Raw genomic sequence first — 13,939 nt, 5'->3', positions numbered from 1 at the left:
TCGGTCCGATCATTTTCCGTCATGCGCTGGCTCGATACCGGTTCTTTTCCGATCCTGGCCCCCAGGCACTCATTTCGCCGGCAGGGCCTTGATGATGGCGACGGCCAGATCGAGATCGGCGAGGCCGCCCGAGAGCGGCGTGCGCGGCGTGGCGCCGTTCAGGATGCAGTCGGCGAAGTGCAGCCATTCGCGACGGAACGCGGTGTCGGGCAGGCCGGGCAGCACCGTCTCGACGGGCGCCTCGCCGACGGCTTCCTTGACGGTGACGAACGCCGATGCGTGCTTCCAGTACGGGTTCTGGAAGGTGATGCGCACCTCGTCCGTATCGCCATGGACATGCAGGAACTCGTCCCACCATTCATACTTCGCGACACCGATATCGAGGTAGCACGGGACGCCGCCCGGAAATTCGAGCAAGGCGAGGATCTGGTCGCTGCCGACCGTCCGCGCATAGGCGACCTGCGCGTCGGTGCCGAACGCCCCGCGCAGCACGGCGAGATCGTGGCTGCCGAGCATCAGGAGCAGCAGGTAATGATCGCGATAGGCTGCGTGATCGGGGCCGAGCGCCGCGTCGATGCGCGATGCCGCAGCGGCGCGAGCGGTGGCCATGACGTCGGCCGGAACGTCGCTGGCGCGATGCTGCGTATAGAGCGCGCCATATCGATCGAACCGCCCGGCGAAATCGTGGATATGGATCGAGCGCGGCTTCCCGATCGCGGCGATCTTCTTCAGGCCGGTCTCATAGCCGGGGTCGTAGAGCTTCATGTAGCCGACCAGCGCGACGAGACCGCTTGCCTCCGCCTGCTCGACCAGCGGCTGCGCTTCCTCCGGCGTAAAGGCCAGCGGCTTCTCGACCAGGACATGCTTACCGGCTGCCAGCGCCGCCGTGACGATCTCGCCATGATCATAGGTACAGATCACGACGGCTTCGACATTGGGGTCGGCGAGCAGGGCGCGGTAGTCGGAATAGAGTGCCGTGACGGCATATTGCGTGCCGAGCTTTTCCAGGACGCCGGCCGAGATATCGCACAGGGCCGCGACACGGAAGGCCGGCAATTCCTCGATGAAGGGAAGGTGCATGAGCTGGGCGATCTCGCCGCAGCCGATGACGCCAACGCCAATGACTTTGTCAGACATATCAACCCTTTACCGCGCCGGCCGTCAGCCCGGCGATAAACTGTCGCTGCATCAGGAGGAAGATGATGATCACGGGCAGCGTCGTGATCATCAACGTCGCGAAATAGAGGTTCCAGAGCGAATCATATTGCTGGAAAAAGCTGACGAGCCCCAGCGGGATCGTCTGCAACTCGGGCTTCCGGAGCAGCAGGAAGGCGAGGAAGAAGTCGTTCCAGATCTCGATGAAGGCGAAGATCGCAACCAGCGCCACGCCTGGTTTGATCAGCGGCAACATGATCCGCGTCAGGATGACGAGGCGGCTGGCGCCGTCGACCCGCGCGGCGTCCTCCAGGTCCGCCGGGAGCGTCAGGAAGAACGAGCGCAGGATGAAGACCGAGAGCGGCAGCGACGTCGCGGCGTAGATGATCGCGAGGCCGAGGCGGTTATTGATCAGGCCGAGGTCGCGTGCCGTCAGGAACAGCGGAATGGCCATCACCTGCGGCGGCACGAGCATGGAGGCCACCGTGATCGCAAGAAGCACGCCGCGGCCTCGGAATTTGAGCCGCGCCAGCGCATAGGCGCAGGGTGTGGCCGCCGCGACGAGGATCGCCAGCGCGGCGGCAGTGATCGAGACGCTGTTGACGATCCGCGAGCCGATGCCGGCGATCCGCCAGGCGTCGGCATAGTTTTGGAAGACAAGTTCGGACGGCGGACCCCAGACATTATTGATGAGGTCGGTCTTCGTCTTGAGCGAGCCGAACAGAACCCAGAGCAGGGGATAGACCGTCTGCAGCAGCACGACGGCGAGCGCGAGATAGATGCCGGCAAATTCGAGAACGCCGCGCCAGCCGAGTTCGCCGATCGTCTCGGAGAAGCCGCGCCGCGCCGGCCCTCTCGGAACCATGAAGGGTGCCTCTGCCTTCGCGCTCATCAGACCTCGAGCCTCGAACGGCGCATCAGCGCGAGCAGCAGGGCGCAGGCGAGACCGACGATAACGAAGAGCACATAGCCCATGGCGGAGGCATAGCTCATCTGCCCATCCTGGAAGGCCTTGGTCATCATGTAGGTGAGAGCGACTTCGGTCGCGTGGTTCGGCCCGCCCTTTGTCAGCACATAGACGATGTCGAAGTTGCGCACGAACGCGCCGGAGAGGCCGAGAATCGTGTTGATGAACACGATCGGCATGATGAGCGGCAGGGTGATATGCCAGAAGCGGCTGCCGCGGCTGGCACCATCCATGGTCGCGCTCTCATAAAGCTCGGCGGGAATCGTCTGGAGACCGGCGAGATAGATGACGGCGTGGAAGCCGAGCCATTTCCACACGTCCACGGCGATCACGGAATAGAGCGCGATATGCGCGTTGCCGAGCCAGGATTGCTTCAGCATGCCGAGCCCGACCGCATCGAGTCCGGCGTTCAGCAGGCCGAAGACCGGGTTGTAGATCCACGACCATAGCAGCCCGACTGCGACGAAGGACATGGTGACAGGAATGAACGCGGCGGCACGGAAGAACGCGCGGCCGAACAGGGCCCGGTTCAGAAGCAGCGCCAGGGCGAGACCCAGCACATTCTTCAGCACCAGCACTGACAGCACGAAGATCAGATTATTCCGGAGCGCGCCGAGGAAGATCGGATCATGCGCCAGGCGGAAATAATTGGCGAGACCTGCGAAGCGGGGAGGCGAAAACCCGTCCCAGTTGGTGAGGCTCAGCCAGAAGCCGTTCAGGAAGGGCCAGATGTAGAAGAGCGCGAAGAGGATCGCGGCCGGCAGGATCATCCAGAACGCGACGGTGCCGTCTCCGGTCTCGGGGCGCCGAGGCGCCCCGAGCCGGCGTGGAGCGCGGCCCGGGAGGGAAGCCGTGCTCTCTGCAACGCTGCTGGCGGCGGTCACCATCGCGTATCGTCCGCTCAGCCGGCCTTGGCCGGCGTCAGCACGAGGCCGAGCGTATCGCGGATATAGGCGATGCTCTCCAGCGCCGATTGTTCGGCTGTCTTCTGCGAGGCGTCGAGTTCGATGATGGCGAGGCCCGCATAGTCATTGTCCAGGAGCACATCGACAAGCGCAGCGAGGTCGACGACGCCGGCGCCGAGTTCGCAGAAGGCCGCATAGCGGTCATAGCCCTTGAGGGCCGGATCGACGTGCGAATCCTTGAAATGCATATAGCGCACGGCCGAAATATAGGTCTTCAGCGCGTCTACGGGGTCGGAGTTGGTGTGAACCAGATGCGCCGGGTCGATGCAGAGGCCGGCAACGCGCGTATCGAGTTCGTCCATCATCCGGTCGAGCTGGTCGCGCCGCTCGACGAAAGTGTCGAGATGGGGATGGTAGACCGTCTCGATACCGAGATCCTGCGTGCGCCGGCCGATATCCTCCAGCGAACGGCAGAAGGCCTTGTAATCCTCGGCCGTGTGCGGCCCGGCAATGCCTTCCGACGGGCCGCCGCCGAGCACCAGCACCGGCGAGCCGAAGCCCTTCAGCATGCGGGCCAGCGCCACGAGAACGTCGCGCTCATAGGGCCAGGCGACCGGGTTGGTGAAGATCGCATTGACGTAAAACGACGAGAGCTTGATGCCGTATTCGCTCTGGCCTTCGGACAGCAGCGCATAGCGGCGCAGAATGTCGGTGTCGGTAGTGACGCCCATCGGCGCCTGGTTGCCGAGCTGCATGTATTTGCGCGCATACTGATCGGACAGGCTGGTGAAGGCGAGGATCTCGAACCAGCCGAAGCCCTGTTCGGCGAGGAACTGGATCGCCGGCGTCAGCGGCTGACCGGTCAGGTCCCAGCTGTTCAGATGATAGCCGATCGAGAAGCGCTGGCGCTCGGAGCGGGGCGTGGTCATGGCAGGTACCGGTCTTGCGGCCTCGCACTGCGAAGGCCTCGGGAGAGATCGAAGGGGCGATGCCGCCGCCCGGCAAAGGGCGGCGGCATGTTTCAGAGGATTACTTGGGCGGCCACTGGCCCGACGCCTTGACCTCGTCAAAGGCGGTCTGCACCGAGGCAGCGGCCTCCTCCGGGGTCAAAGTGCCGCCGACGACACCGGCAATCGCCGAGGCGGTGGCGGTGGCGACTTCCGACGGCCAGATCCAGTCGAGGAACTTGATCGTCGCCGGGAAGGCATCCTTGCGAAGTTCGACCGCATAGGCATCCTCGATCTGCGGCACGCCCTTGATCGACGCGGCGATCGGCTGCTCGGGAGCGAGATAGAGCGTCGCGACTTCGGGGCGGGTCAGGTACTCGATGAACTTGACCGCGGCGTCGAGCTTCTCCGGCTTGATCGAGGAGGAGACGCAGATGCCGTTGTCAGCACCGCCACCATGTCCGGGATTGCCAGGGGTTCCGGCCATCTTCGGGAAGGGGAAGACGCCCCATTTGAAGTCCTTGACGCTCGACTGCAGCGACGGGATTTCCCAGGTGCCGCCATAATACATGGCGCTCTTGCCGGCCGCGAAGGCGGCACGCATCCCGTCCATGTCGACGGCGAGCGAATCCTTCGACAGGACGCCGTCATCCACCCATTGCTTGATCAGCTTGAAAGCCTCGACATCCGTCGCATCGGTGAACTTCGCCGTGCCGTCGAGGTTCTTGACCGTCTTGGCGACGGCATCGCCTGTCGTCTGCGACAGTGTCTCGAAATACCACATCGGCCACATGACCGTGTTCGAGCCCTGATGCAGCAGCGGGATCACGCCGGCCGCCTGAAGCTTCGGCACGGCCGCTTTCAGCTCCTCATAGGTCGTCGGAACCGGTATGCCGAGCTTATTGAACATGTCGACATTGTAGTAGATCGTCGACGTCGAAAGCGTCGAGATCGGAACGCCATAGACCTCGCCGCTGATCGTGAAGGCACCAAGCGCCGCCGCGTCGATGCGGTCCTGGAACGGCTTGATCTTGTCGGTGATCGGCATGACCAGCTTGCGGCGGACATAGGCACCGTTGGTGTAGAAAGCCGGGCAGGCGATGAGGTCCATCTCCTGGTCGGCGAGGCGTGCCGTCATCAGCCGCTGGATCGCGTCGCCCTGCGGACCCTGCGCGTCCCATTCGATCGCGGTCACTTCCGGATAGGCCTTCAGGAAGCCGTCGAAAACCTCCTTCTGGATCTTCTTCTGCTCATCCGGCGCCTGGCGCGGGGCGAGCTGATCAAGGGTCGAGCCTCCGAACACCTTGAGCGTGATGCCGTCGGCGAAGGCCGACAGCGGCGCGGCGAGGAGGCCGAGGCCAACTAGGCCGGCGGCGAGGCTCGCCCGAACCGGGCGGCGTGCTGGTTTCATCGTTCCCTGCTGGATTGGCATCTGACTCTCCGTTCCTCGCCAAATCGAGACCACGTCCAAGATCAAACTCGTTGATGGTCATACAATCCTGTGCGCCGGATTTGATTTTTGTCAATCGGGTAGGCATGCACTTAGATTCAGCAGATTTCGCGCAATTCCGGCCAAAACCCGCTCAGGATCGATCGTTTTGCGACAAGGGCGGCGAAAGACGGCAAGCCAAGGCTAACGCTACGTTCCTCGTTCCCGCCATCTTCGTTCAGAAGAGCCGGGCAAGCCGTTGATCGATATTAGTCAGGAAGCGCCGCCGGCCGGAGAATGCCTAACAGCCGAGCAGTCAATGTTCGGATTCCAGGCATGCCTACCCGATTGACAAACGCTAAAACTCGCGCAGGATTGTATGACCATCAACGATATCCGGAATACGGCGCAGGGAACTCAGCCGACCGGGCGATCGGAAATGGACGCATCGTTCAGGATCGTAGTTCTCCAAACTCCAGGGGTTTAGGTCATCATGTCCAGCTGGTCCCGTCGTCTCATCGCCCTTTGCGGCGCCTCGGCCTTCGCGTTGGTGGCGACCGCCGCTTCCGCCAAGGAAGTCTCCATCGCCGCGATCTCCGGCTATTTCGCGCAAGGCTTCGGCGTCGCCATCGTCGACGGCTTGAAGAAGGCCGAGAAGGATCTCGGCGTGAAGGTCAAGCTGATCGACACCGGCAACCGCGCGCTCGACTATGAGGAGCAGTTCAACAACGTCGCCAAGGACGGTTCCTACGACCTCGTCTTCGTGATGGGCTGGGAACTGGTCGACGCGCTGCAGAAGACTGCCGCCGCCTATCCAAACACCAAGTTCGTGTTCATCGATGGCGTACTCGATTCCAAGACGATCATCTATGCGAACTTCGCCCAGAACCAGGGCTCGTTCATGGCCGGCGCGCTCGCCGCGATGATGGCCGAGAAGGGCAGCGCGATCGAAGGTCTCGGCGACGGCAAGGCGATCGGCTTTGTCGGCGGCCGCGACATTCCCGTCATCCGCGATTTCCTCGGCGGCTATGAGGCTGGCGCCAAGGCGGCGGCACCGGACGTCCGCGTCGACTCGGTGTTTGCCGGCACCTTCGACGACCCCGCCAAGGGTAGCGAACTCACCATGGCGCTCTACGGCCAGGGCGCCGACATTGTCTACAACGTCGCCGGCCCGACCGGCGAGGGCGTGATGCAGGCGAGCGCGGCGGCCGAGAAATACTCGATCGGCGTCGACGTCGACCAGTGCGCCATCGCGCCGGGCCATGTCATGGCCTCAATGCTCAAGAAGGCCGATATCGCCGTCTACAGCCTCGTCAAGGATGTCGTCGACGGCAAGGAGATCGCCCCGGGATCGGTTCACACCTACGATCTCGCGTCGGGCGGCGTCGAACTGAAGCTTTGCCCCGATGTCGAGGGCAAGATTCCGGCGGACGTCAAGGCGAAGCTCGAGACGCTCAAGGCCGATGTCGTCTCCGGCAAGATCGTCGTTCCGACGGTGAAGTAGAGGCAGCATCGCTGCCTTGAACCTCCCCTTGAGGGAGGGTCAAAACCGCGTAGCGGTTTTGGGGAGGGGTTGCGCCAGATCCGATGGCGAGAACGCTTGGGCCTTGCTCAAGCTAGCCCCCTCCCGAAGCCGCTATCGCTTCGCTCTGCGCCTTCGACCTCCCCTCAAGGGGGAGGTTCAGAAAGTGCTTCATCGCCCGGACGGACCTCCCCCATGTCCCTCGCCATCGAGCTGAAATCGATCACGAAGCGATTTGGCTCCTTCGTCGCCAATGAGAACGTGAATCTCGCGGTCCAGCGCGGGCGCATCCACGCGATCATCGGCGAGAACGGCGCCGGCAAGACGACGCTGATGAACATCCTCTTCGGGCTTTTGCAGCCGGACGAGGGCGAGATATGGATCGACGGGGAGCGAAAGGTCCTTGCCAATCCGGCCGCCGCGATCGCTTCCGGTATCGGGATGGTCCACCAGCACTTCAAGCTCGTGCCCTCGCTCACCGTCGCCGAGAACGTCTTTCTCGGTATGGAGATCGTGAAGGGCGGACTTATCGATCATGCCGCCCAGATTGCCAGGACGGCGGAACTTTCGAAGCAGTTCGGCCTTCAGGTCGATCCGACCGAGCGCGTTGGGCTGCTCTCGGTCGGCATCGAGCAGCGCATCGAGATCCTCAAGGTGCTGGCGCGCGGCGCGCGGACCATCATTCTCGACGAGCCGACCGCCGTGCTGACGCCGCAGGAAAGCCGCGAGCTCTTCCACACCCTGCGTGGCTTCGTCGCGCAAGGCATGACCGTGATCTTCATTTCCCATCACCTCGAGGAGGTGATGGAGGTTTCGGATACTGTGACGGTGCTGCGTCTCGGCAAGGAAGTCGCGACCCGGCCGACGGCCGAACTGACCAAGTCCGACCTCGTGCAGATGATGGTCGGCCGTCTCGTTTCCTTCGACCGACGCCCGCGTCCACCGACTTCCGGGGCGACCGTGATGAAGGTCGAGGATCTCTGGGCGCGCGACGAACGCCGCCTTCCCGCGTTGCGGGGCGTTTCCTTCGAGGTTCGGGCTGGCGAAATCGTCGGCATTGCCGGTGTTGCGGGTAACGGCCAGACGGAACTCGCCGAAGTCATTTCCGGGCTTCGCCCGCCATCTCACGGAAGCATCGCGTTGGGCGGCAAGCGCATCGACGGCGCCTCGGCCCGCGAAATCCGCCATGCCGGCGTCGCTCATGTCCCCGGCGACCGACTGGTGCGCGGCGTTGACCGCAATGCGTCCGTCGCGCTCAACATTTTGATGGGACGGCAGGACCAGGCTCCCTGGTCGCGTCGTGGCATAATCGACCATCGCCATCTGACGGCGACGACGAAGAAGCTGATCGAGCGCTTCGACATTCGCACGCGCGGGCCGGAATCGCCCGTGAAGAGCCTTTCCGGCGGCAATATACAGAAGGTCGTGCTGGCGCGGGAATTCTCGGGCGATGCGCGCTTCCTCCTGGTCGACCAGCCGACCCGAGGTGTCGACATCGGCGCGACCGAGGCGATCCATTCGGAAATCATGCGCCAGCGCGAGGCGGGCAAGGCGATCCTGCTGATCTCGGTCCAGCTCGACGAGTTGATCGCGCTCGCAGATCGGATCCTGGTCATGTTCGCCGGCCGCATCATGGGCGAATTGCCGGGCGAGGGCGTCAGCGAGGAGGTGATCGGCCATCTCATGGCGGGCGTCGATATCCAAAGCGTGGCGGAGGTCGCCTGATGTCGGATCGCCTCTCTGCCATTTTCGGCCAACTCATCGCCCTTGCCATCGCTCTCGCCATGGGTGCCGTCGTCATCCTTTCGGTCAAGGAGAGCCCGCTCCATGTGCTGCTGACGCTGATCGACGGCGCCTTCGGCAGTCCGGAGCGCATCGCCGGAACGTTGCTGCAGATGACGCCCATTCTTATTTGCGGTATCGCGGCGTGCGTCTCGCTCCGCGGTGGGCTCTTCAACATCGGCATCGAGGGCCAACTCTTCCTGGGCGGCTTCGCGGCGACCTGGGTTGGTTTTTCCTTCGCGCTGCCCCCCGTGCTGCATGTGCTGCTCGGCCTCGCGGTTGCTGCCTTCGCCGGGTTGCTGTGGATCGCGATCCCGGCCTTCTTCCGGGCGCGCTTCCAGACCAATGAGGTGGTCTCGACCATCCTCGCCAACTATGTCGCCGTCCTGCTGACCTCCTATCTGACGATCAACATCTTCAAGCGTCCGGGTGGGCAGCCGGATACGCCGCCGATCCTGGAGAGTGCCTATCTGCCGCAGATCTTCTCGTTCTCGCGGCTGAACTGGGGGCTCTTCATCGGTCTGGGGCTGGCCATCGCCGTCTATCTCTTCTTCACCCGCACAGCCCGCGGCTACGCCGTGACGGAGATGGGCGCCAATCCGAAATTCGCAGAATATGGCGGCATCGACATAAAGCGGCAGACCTTCGTGCTCCTGCTGGTATCGGGAGCGATCGGCGGTCTTGCCGGCGGGGTCGAGTCGCTCGGCGTGCATCACCGGTTCATGGAAGGCTTCGCCCCCGGTTTCGGCTTCGATGGCGTCATCGCGGCCCTGCTCGCCAATGGCAATCCGATCGGCACGATCGGCACGGCGCTCTTCTTCGGCGCGCTCCGCAGCGGTTCGCTGCTGCTCGAAGTCGACACCACCGCCTCGCGCGAAATCATCACGGTGATTCAGGCGCTCATCATTCTCGCGGTTTCGGCGCAGATTCTGGTTCGTCGGCGCGCCGGAGATTCGACGGCAGGAGAACGTCGTTGGAAATTCTAGAACGTCTGTTCAACGCGACCCTGGTCGTGGCGATGCTGCGCACCACGGCGCCGATCCTGCTGGTTTCGCTCGGCGGTTCGTTCACGACCAAGGCTGGAATCTTCAACATCGGTCTTGAGGGCCAGATGCTGGTGGGCGCCTTCTTCGCCGTCATCGGCACGATCTTCACGGGTTCGCCCTGGATCGGCGTGCTCTGCGGCGTCGCCGCAGCGCTAGTGCTCGCCTTCATCTTCGCGCTTCTGGTCGTCACGTTCCGCGCCAATGAAGTCGTCGTCGGCCTCGCGCTCAACATTCTGGCGAGCGGCATGACGATCTCGCTTCTGAAGGCGATCTTCGGCACGCGCGGCTCGATCTTCGGTCATGGACTGGTCGGACTGCCGATCATCCGATTGCCTTTCGCCAAGGAACTCGGGCCGATCGGGCAGATGATTTCCGGCTATACGCCACTGGTCTATGTCGCCTTCCTGGCCGTGCCGCTGCTCATTCTCTTCTACAAGCGCTCCCGCCTCGGCCTTTATATCCGTGTCGTCGGCGAGAAGCCGGAAGCGGCGGAGGCACTCGGCATCTCGATCACGAAGATCCGCTACACGGCCTCGCTCATCTGCGGCGTTCTGGCCGGCCTTGCCGGAGCGCATCTTTCGCTCGGCTACACCACCATGTTCACGGAGAACATGTCATCGGGCCGCGGCTTCATGGCGGTGGCGATCCTGATCTTCTCGAATGGCGATCCGCTCAAGATTCTCTTGGGATGCCTGCTGTTCGGCTTCTCCGACGCGCTGTCGCTGCGCCTGCAGACCTTCGGCGTCTCGTCCTATCTCGTTCTGGCCGTGCCCTATCTGGTGGCACTGGCCGCGCTCTTCGCGCTCTCCTATCGTGCGCGACCGCGCATCATCCAGGAGACGCTCGCCTCCATGGGGCGGGCGCTCTCCGTCAAACCGAACGGCACTGCCGGATCCTAGAACCCGGGCCAGGGAAAAGCATGGAACGCATCATTCTCGACGTCGATTCCGCTGGGGACGACATATTGGCGGTGCTCTTCGCCGCTATTTCGCCCTCGGTGAAGCTGGAAGGGGTCACGACCTGCACGGGCGCCGCCGGCCCGATCGAGCAGGTGACCAATGTCGTGCTCAACACGCTGGCCCTCGCCGGCCGCGAGAATATCCCGGTCGCCAAGGGCGCTTGGCGTCCGATTGTCGGCAATTCCAGGGAAGACATGCAGGCGCCCGTGCATTTCGAGAAGCGCCTTGTCGCGCGCTTCGGCGACCGGCTGAAGAAGTTCAATCCGCCGGCGCCGACGCCGACGAACAAGGTCATCGACAAGCACGCGGTCGATTTCATCATCGACACCGTGCTCGCTTCTCCCGGCGAGATCACGCTGGTTGCGACCGGTCCGATGACCAATCTTGCCATGGCCTATCTGCAGGAGCCGAAGCTTGCCGCGAACGTGAAGCGCATGGTCCTGCTCGGCGGCAATTTCATCACCCCCGGCAACATCACGCCGCTCTCCGAGTACAATATCTGGGCCGATGCCGAAGCCGCCCGCGTCGTGCTGAGCCAGGGCGTCGAGACCATTCTCGTGCCGCTCGACGTATGCGAGGATAACCGCGCCGCGGCCAGCATGTTGACCCGCGATGACCTGGCCGACCTTTTGTCGGCTGGCGAGCACCCGGTCCTGACGATGCTGCAGGACAGTTTCCCGATCTATATCGACATCTGGCGCGAGTTCTTCGATCTGGTCGGCTTCCCGATGGACGATATCATCACGCTCGCGCTGGCCTTCGATCCGACGCTCTGCACCATGACCGAGCCGCTCTTCGTCGACATCGTCCTCGACGGGCGGCTCGCGCGCGGCCAGACGGTTGCCTATCGCGGCCGCCAGCTTCTGCCCGGCGGCGGACCGAAGACAACGCGGATCTGCACCGATATCGACGGACGGCGCTTCATGAAGCTGTTCAAGGAAACCATCGCCCTTTACGGCAAGGCGGCGTGAGGACGGACAAGATGAGCCAGACCCCCGATATCCGCCCGACGCCGATCATTCTCGACTGCGACCCCGGCCATGACGACGCCATCGCGCTGGTCATGGCGCATCGCTCCAAGGCGATCGACCTCCTCGGCGTCACCGTGACCTGCGGAAACGCCGAACTCGACAAGTGTGTTTCGAACACGCTGCGCATCCTCGAATTCATCGGCGCAGGCGATGTGCCGGTCGCGGCCGGCTGCTATCGCCCGCTCGCCCGCCCGCTTGTGCTCGGCACGGCGGACGGCCCAAGCGGCCTCGAAGGCTCGCCCTATCTGCCGATGGCGACGAAGCAGGTCGAGAAGCTTCACGCGGTCGATTTCATTGCGAAGACGCTGCGCGAGCATGACGAGCCGCTGCGCATCGTGGCGACCGGACCGCTCTGCAATATCGGCCTCTTCATCCTGAAATATCCGGAACTGCTGCCGAAGATCAAAGACATCACCTGGATGGGCGGCGTCTTCTGGCGCAAGAGCGAGATCATCACCCCGACCGAGTTCAACGCCTTCTGCGATCCGGAAGCGCTACGGATCGTGCTCGATTCGGGCGTGAAGCTGACCATGGTCGGCCTCGACGTCACCATGCAGGTGCTGGTCGAGGAGGAGCAATATGCGGAGTTCCGCAAGATCGACACGGAACTTGGCCGCGTCGTCAACGACTGGCTGCTGTTCTACGAAAAGCTGCACCGCAATTCGATGGGCGTCGGTGGCGCCTTGCACGATCCGCTGGCGCTGGCGCTGATCATCGACCCCACGCTGGTGCGTACGCGTCCGGCCCATATTGGCGTCGATCTGGGCGGAACCTACACGTTCGGTGCCACGGTCGCGGATTTCTGGAACGAGCGCGGCCTGCCGCCCAACGCCGAAATCTGCAAGGACGTCGATGCCGACCGCTTCTTCGACCTGCTTTATTCGCTGCTCAGGGATTGAGCCAAGTCACCAGAGGAGAAACTGCCATGTCCATCGACGTCTTCTCGGCCCACAACAACCCGGAACAGGCTCAGCTCGACCCCGCCCGCACCGCGGTCATCGTGGTCGACATGATCAATGAGTTCTGCAAGCCGGGCGGCAAGATGGTGCTGCCGGGCTACGAGACGCTGATGCCGCCGCAGCTCGCCGTGATCGATGCGGCTCGCAAGGCCGGCGCTCCAGTGATCTGGGTGCATGACAGCCATCGCCGCAATATGCGGCGCGACCGCGAATGGGTGAAGCGCACGCCGCACGGCACAGAGGGCACCTGGGCGACGGAGATCATCGACGATCTCGGCGCCCGCGCCGACGAGATCCACGTCATCAAGCATCGCTATTCGAGCTTTTTCCAGACCGATCTCGATTTGGTGCTGAAGGACATGCTGGTGGACCAGCTCGTCGTGTTCGGCGTCGTCACCAACATATGCGTGCGTTCGACGGTTCACGACGCGTTCTTCAACGGCTATGAAGTCGTCGTCCCGCGCGATTGCTGCGCGGCGACGGGACCGCGTGAACAGGAATCGACGCTCTACGACATCGCGACCCATTTCGGCGTCGTCAGCGATTCGGCCTCCGTGGTTGCGGCGCTGTCGTCGGGCGCGGTCATCGAGAACGAGGCGATCGCCGCCTGAGCGCGGCGTGACGAGAACAGGGGCGAGAGAGCCGCATGGCATCGAACGAGGCGGACGCTGCGACGGTGGAAGCATCCGAGCGCGAGAACGAAGCCGATGTCTGGCGCAGCATCGACCTCGCCTCGATGTCGGCCGCGCTCTACGAGGCGTCGGGCTACGATCTCGGAGAGCATCCGGCCCATCTCATCCGCAAGGCGCATCAGCGCGCGACGATGCGCTTTCAGGAGGTGATGGGCGAGCACGATCTGACTCCGACTCAGATGGCGGCGCTCGCGACGATCATGAAACATGGCGAACTCTCGCAGAACCAGCTCGGCCGCCTGACTGCGATGGATCCTTCGACGATCAGCATCGTCATTCGAAAATTGCTCAAGCACGGCCTGGTCCAGCGTTTCGCCTCGGCGGAGGACCAGCGCCTCACCATCATCCGCCTTACCGAACATGGCGTTCGCTATGCCGCGCCCCTTCTCGCGACCAGCGTCGAGGTTGGCCGCCGCGTGCTGGCGCCGCTGAAACCGAGCGAGCGCGCCATGTTCATGGAAATGCTCCATCGGGTCGCCGACGGCGAGGACGTGGCGAGCGGAGACTAGACGGGCCGTCGCCTCCCCGGCGGCCACCGACTGAAA

13 protein-coding genes are annotated in these 13,939 nt (G+C 63.5%); 8 read left to right on the top strand and 5 right to left on the bottom strand.

From position 1 onward, the window contains the following. Window positions 1–69: 69 nt before the first annotated feature. The 5 genes from OSH05_RS06330 to OSH05_RS06310 form a co-directional block, all read right to left on the bottom strand. Window positions 70–1,137 (bottom strand): Gfo/Idh/MocA family protein, encoded by a 1,068-nt coding sequence (locus tag OSH05_RS06330; RefSeq protein WP_104217051.1) that lies wholly within the window; start codon window positions 1,135–1,137, stop codon window positions 70–72. 1 nt (window position 1,138) lies between these two features. Further along, window positions 1,139–2,047, bottom strand: coding sequence for a carbohydrate ABC transporter permease (locus OSH05_RS06325; protein WP_266352100.1), 909 nt, complete (start codon window positions 2,045–2,047; stop codon window positions 1,139–1,141). Further along, window positions 2,047–3,009: a carbohydrate ABC transporter permease gene (locus OSH05_RS06320; protein ID WP_104217052.1), complete on the bottom strand. Its 963-nt coding sequence runs from the start codon at window positions 3,007–3,009 to the stop codon at window positions 2,047–2,049. The genes OSH05_RS06325 and OSH05_RS06320 overlap by 1 nt, the downstream gene beginning before the upstream one ends. 14 nt (window positions 3,010–3,023) lie before the next feature. Beyond that, window positions 3,024–3,956, bottom strand: a complete 933-nt coding sequence (locus OSH05_RS06315) for a sugar phosphate isomerase/epimerase family protein (RefSeq protein ID WP_104217053.1) — start codon at window positions 3,954–3,956, stop codon at window positions 3,024–3,026. A 100-nt stretch (window positions 3,957–4,056) separates the two neighbouring features. After that, window positions 4,057–5,406 carry an ABC transporter substrate-binding protein gene (locus OSH05_RS06310; protein WP_104217054.1) on the bottom strand — a complete coding sequence of 450 codons (1,350 nt, stop codon included), beginning with the start codon at window positions 5,404–5,406 and terminating at the stop codon, window positions 4,057–4,059. 490 nt (window positions 5,407–5,896) lie between these two features. Between OSH05_RS06310 and OSH05_RS06305 the strand changes: the two genes are divergently transcribed. The 8 genes from OSH05_RS06305 (at window position 5,897) to OSH05_RS06270 (ending at window position 13,903) form a co-directional block, all read left to right on the top strand. Beyond that, window positions 5,897–6,907 carry a BMP family lipoprotein gene (locus tag OSH05_RS06305; RefSeq protein WP_104217055.1) on the top strand — a complete coding sequence of 337 codons (1,011 nt, stop codon included), beginning with the start codon at window positions 5,897–5,899 and terminating at the stop codon, window positions 6,905–6,907. Window positions 6,908–7,120: 213 nt separating this feature from the next. Further along, a complete protein-coding gene (locus tag OSH05_RS06300) occupies window positions 7,121–8,650 on the top strand; it encodes an ABC transporter ATP-binding protein (protein WP_104217056.1) in 1,530 nt (509 codons plus the stop codon). Beyond that, the gene (locus OSH05_RS06295) at window positions 8,650–9,693 is read left to right on the top strand and encodes an ABC transporter permease (protein WP_104217057.1); all 1,044 of its coding nucleotides are present in this window, start codon (window positions 8,650–8,652) and stop codon (window positions 9,691–9,693) included. Before OSH05_RS06300 ends, OSH05_RS06295 begins: the two co-directional genes overlap by 1 nt. After that, entirely contained in the window at window positions 9,681–10,652 is a 972-nt protein-coding gene (locus OSH05_RS06290) for an ABC transporter permease (RefSeq protein ID WP_104217058.1), read from the top strand. The genes OSH05_RS06295 and OSH05_RS06290 overlap by 13 nt, the downstream gene beginning before the upstream one ends. A 20-nt stretch (window positions 10,653–10,672) precedes the next feature. Then, complete coding sequence (locus tag OSH05_RS06285; RefSeq protein WP_104217059.1) at window positions 10,673–11,683, top strand: nucleoside hydrolase; 1,011 nt, start codon at window positions 10,673–10,675, stop codon at window positions 11,681–11,683. 11 nt (window positions 11,684–11,694) lie between these two features. Next, entirely contained in the window at window positions 11,695–12,642 is a 948-nt protein-coding gene (locus tag OSH05_RS06280; RefSeq protein ID WP_104217653.1) for a nucleoside hydrolase, read from the top strand. A gap of 26 nt (window positions 12,643–12,668) precedes the next feature. Then, window positions 12,669–13,313, top strand: a complete 645-nt coding sequence (locus tag OSH05_RS06275; protein WP_104217060.1) for a cysteine hydrolase family protein — start codon at window positions 12,669–12,671, stop codon at window positions 13,311–13,313. 35 nt (window positions 13,314–13,348) lie between these two features. Continuing rightward, complete coding sequence (locus OSH05_RS06270; RefSeq protein ID WP_266352099.1) at window positions 13,349–13,903, top strand: MarR family winged helix-turn-helix transcriptional regulator; 555 nt, start codon at window positions 13,349–13,351, stop codon at window positions 13,901–13,903. Window positions 13,904–13,939 lie beyond the last annotated feature (36 nt).

Origin of the sequence: Kaistia algarum (assembly GCF_026343945.1) — a bacterium.
Lineage (GTDB): Bacteria > Pseudomonadota > Alphaproteobacteria > Rhizobiales > Kaistiaceae > Kaistia > Kaistia algarum.
Note: the sequence above shows the minus strand (reverse complement) of the source record. Positions and strands in the feature narration are given on the sequence as shown.

Bases quoted from the DNA above. Each gene is read 5' to 3' on its own strand.
- OSH05_RS06270 (WP_266352099.1), top strand. From the start codon at position 13,349: ATGGCATCGAACGAGGCGGACGCTGCGACGGTGGAAGCATCCGAGCGC.
- OSH05_RS06330 (WP_104217051.1), bottom strand. From the start codon at position 1,137: ATGTCTGACAAAGTCATTGGCGTTGGCGTCATCGGCTGCGGCGAGATC.
- OSH05_RS06310 (WP_104217054.1), bottom strand. From the start codon at position 5,406: ATGCCAATCCAGCAGGGAACGATGAAACCAGCACGCCGCCCGGTTCGG.
- OSH05_RS06280 (WP_104217653.1), top strand. From the start codon at position 11,695: ATGAGCCAGACCCCCGATATCCGCCCGACGCCGATCATTCTCGACTGC.
- OSH05_RS06325 (WP_266352100.1), bottom strand. From the start codon at position 2,047: ATGAGCGCGAAGGCAGAGGCACCCTTCATGGTTCCGAGAGGGCCGGCG.
- OSH05_RS06295 (WP_104217057.1), top strand. From the start codon at position 8,650: ATGTCGGATCGCCTCTCTGCCATTTTCGGCCAACTCATCGCCCTTGCC.
- OSH05_RS06285 (WP_104217059.1), top strand. From the start codon at position 10,673: ATGGAACGCATCATTCTCGACGTCGATTCCGCTGGGGACGACATATTG.
- OSH05_RS06275 (WP_104217060.1), top strand. From the start codon at position 12,669: ATGTCCATCGACGTCTTCTCGGCCCACAACAACCCGGAACAGGCTCAG.
- OSH05_RS06305 (WP_104217055.1), top strand. From the start codon at position 5,897: ATGTCCAGCTGGTCCCGTCGTCTCATCGCCCTTTGCGGCGCCTCGGCC.
- OSH05_RS06320 (WP_104217052.1), bottom strand. From the start codon at position 3,009: ATGGTGACCGCCGCCAGCAGCGTTGCAGAGAGCACGGCTTCCCTCCCG.
- OSH05_RS06300 (WP_104217056.1), top strand. From the start codon at position 7,121: ATGTCCCTCGCCATCGAGCTGAAATCGATCACGAAGCGATTTGGCTCC.
- OSH05_RS06315 (WP_104217053.1), bottom strand. From the start codon at position 3,956: ATGACCACGCCCCGCTCCGAGCGCCAGCGCTTCTCGATCGGCTATCAT.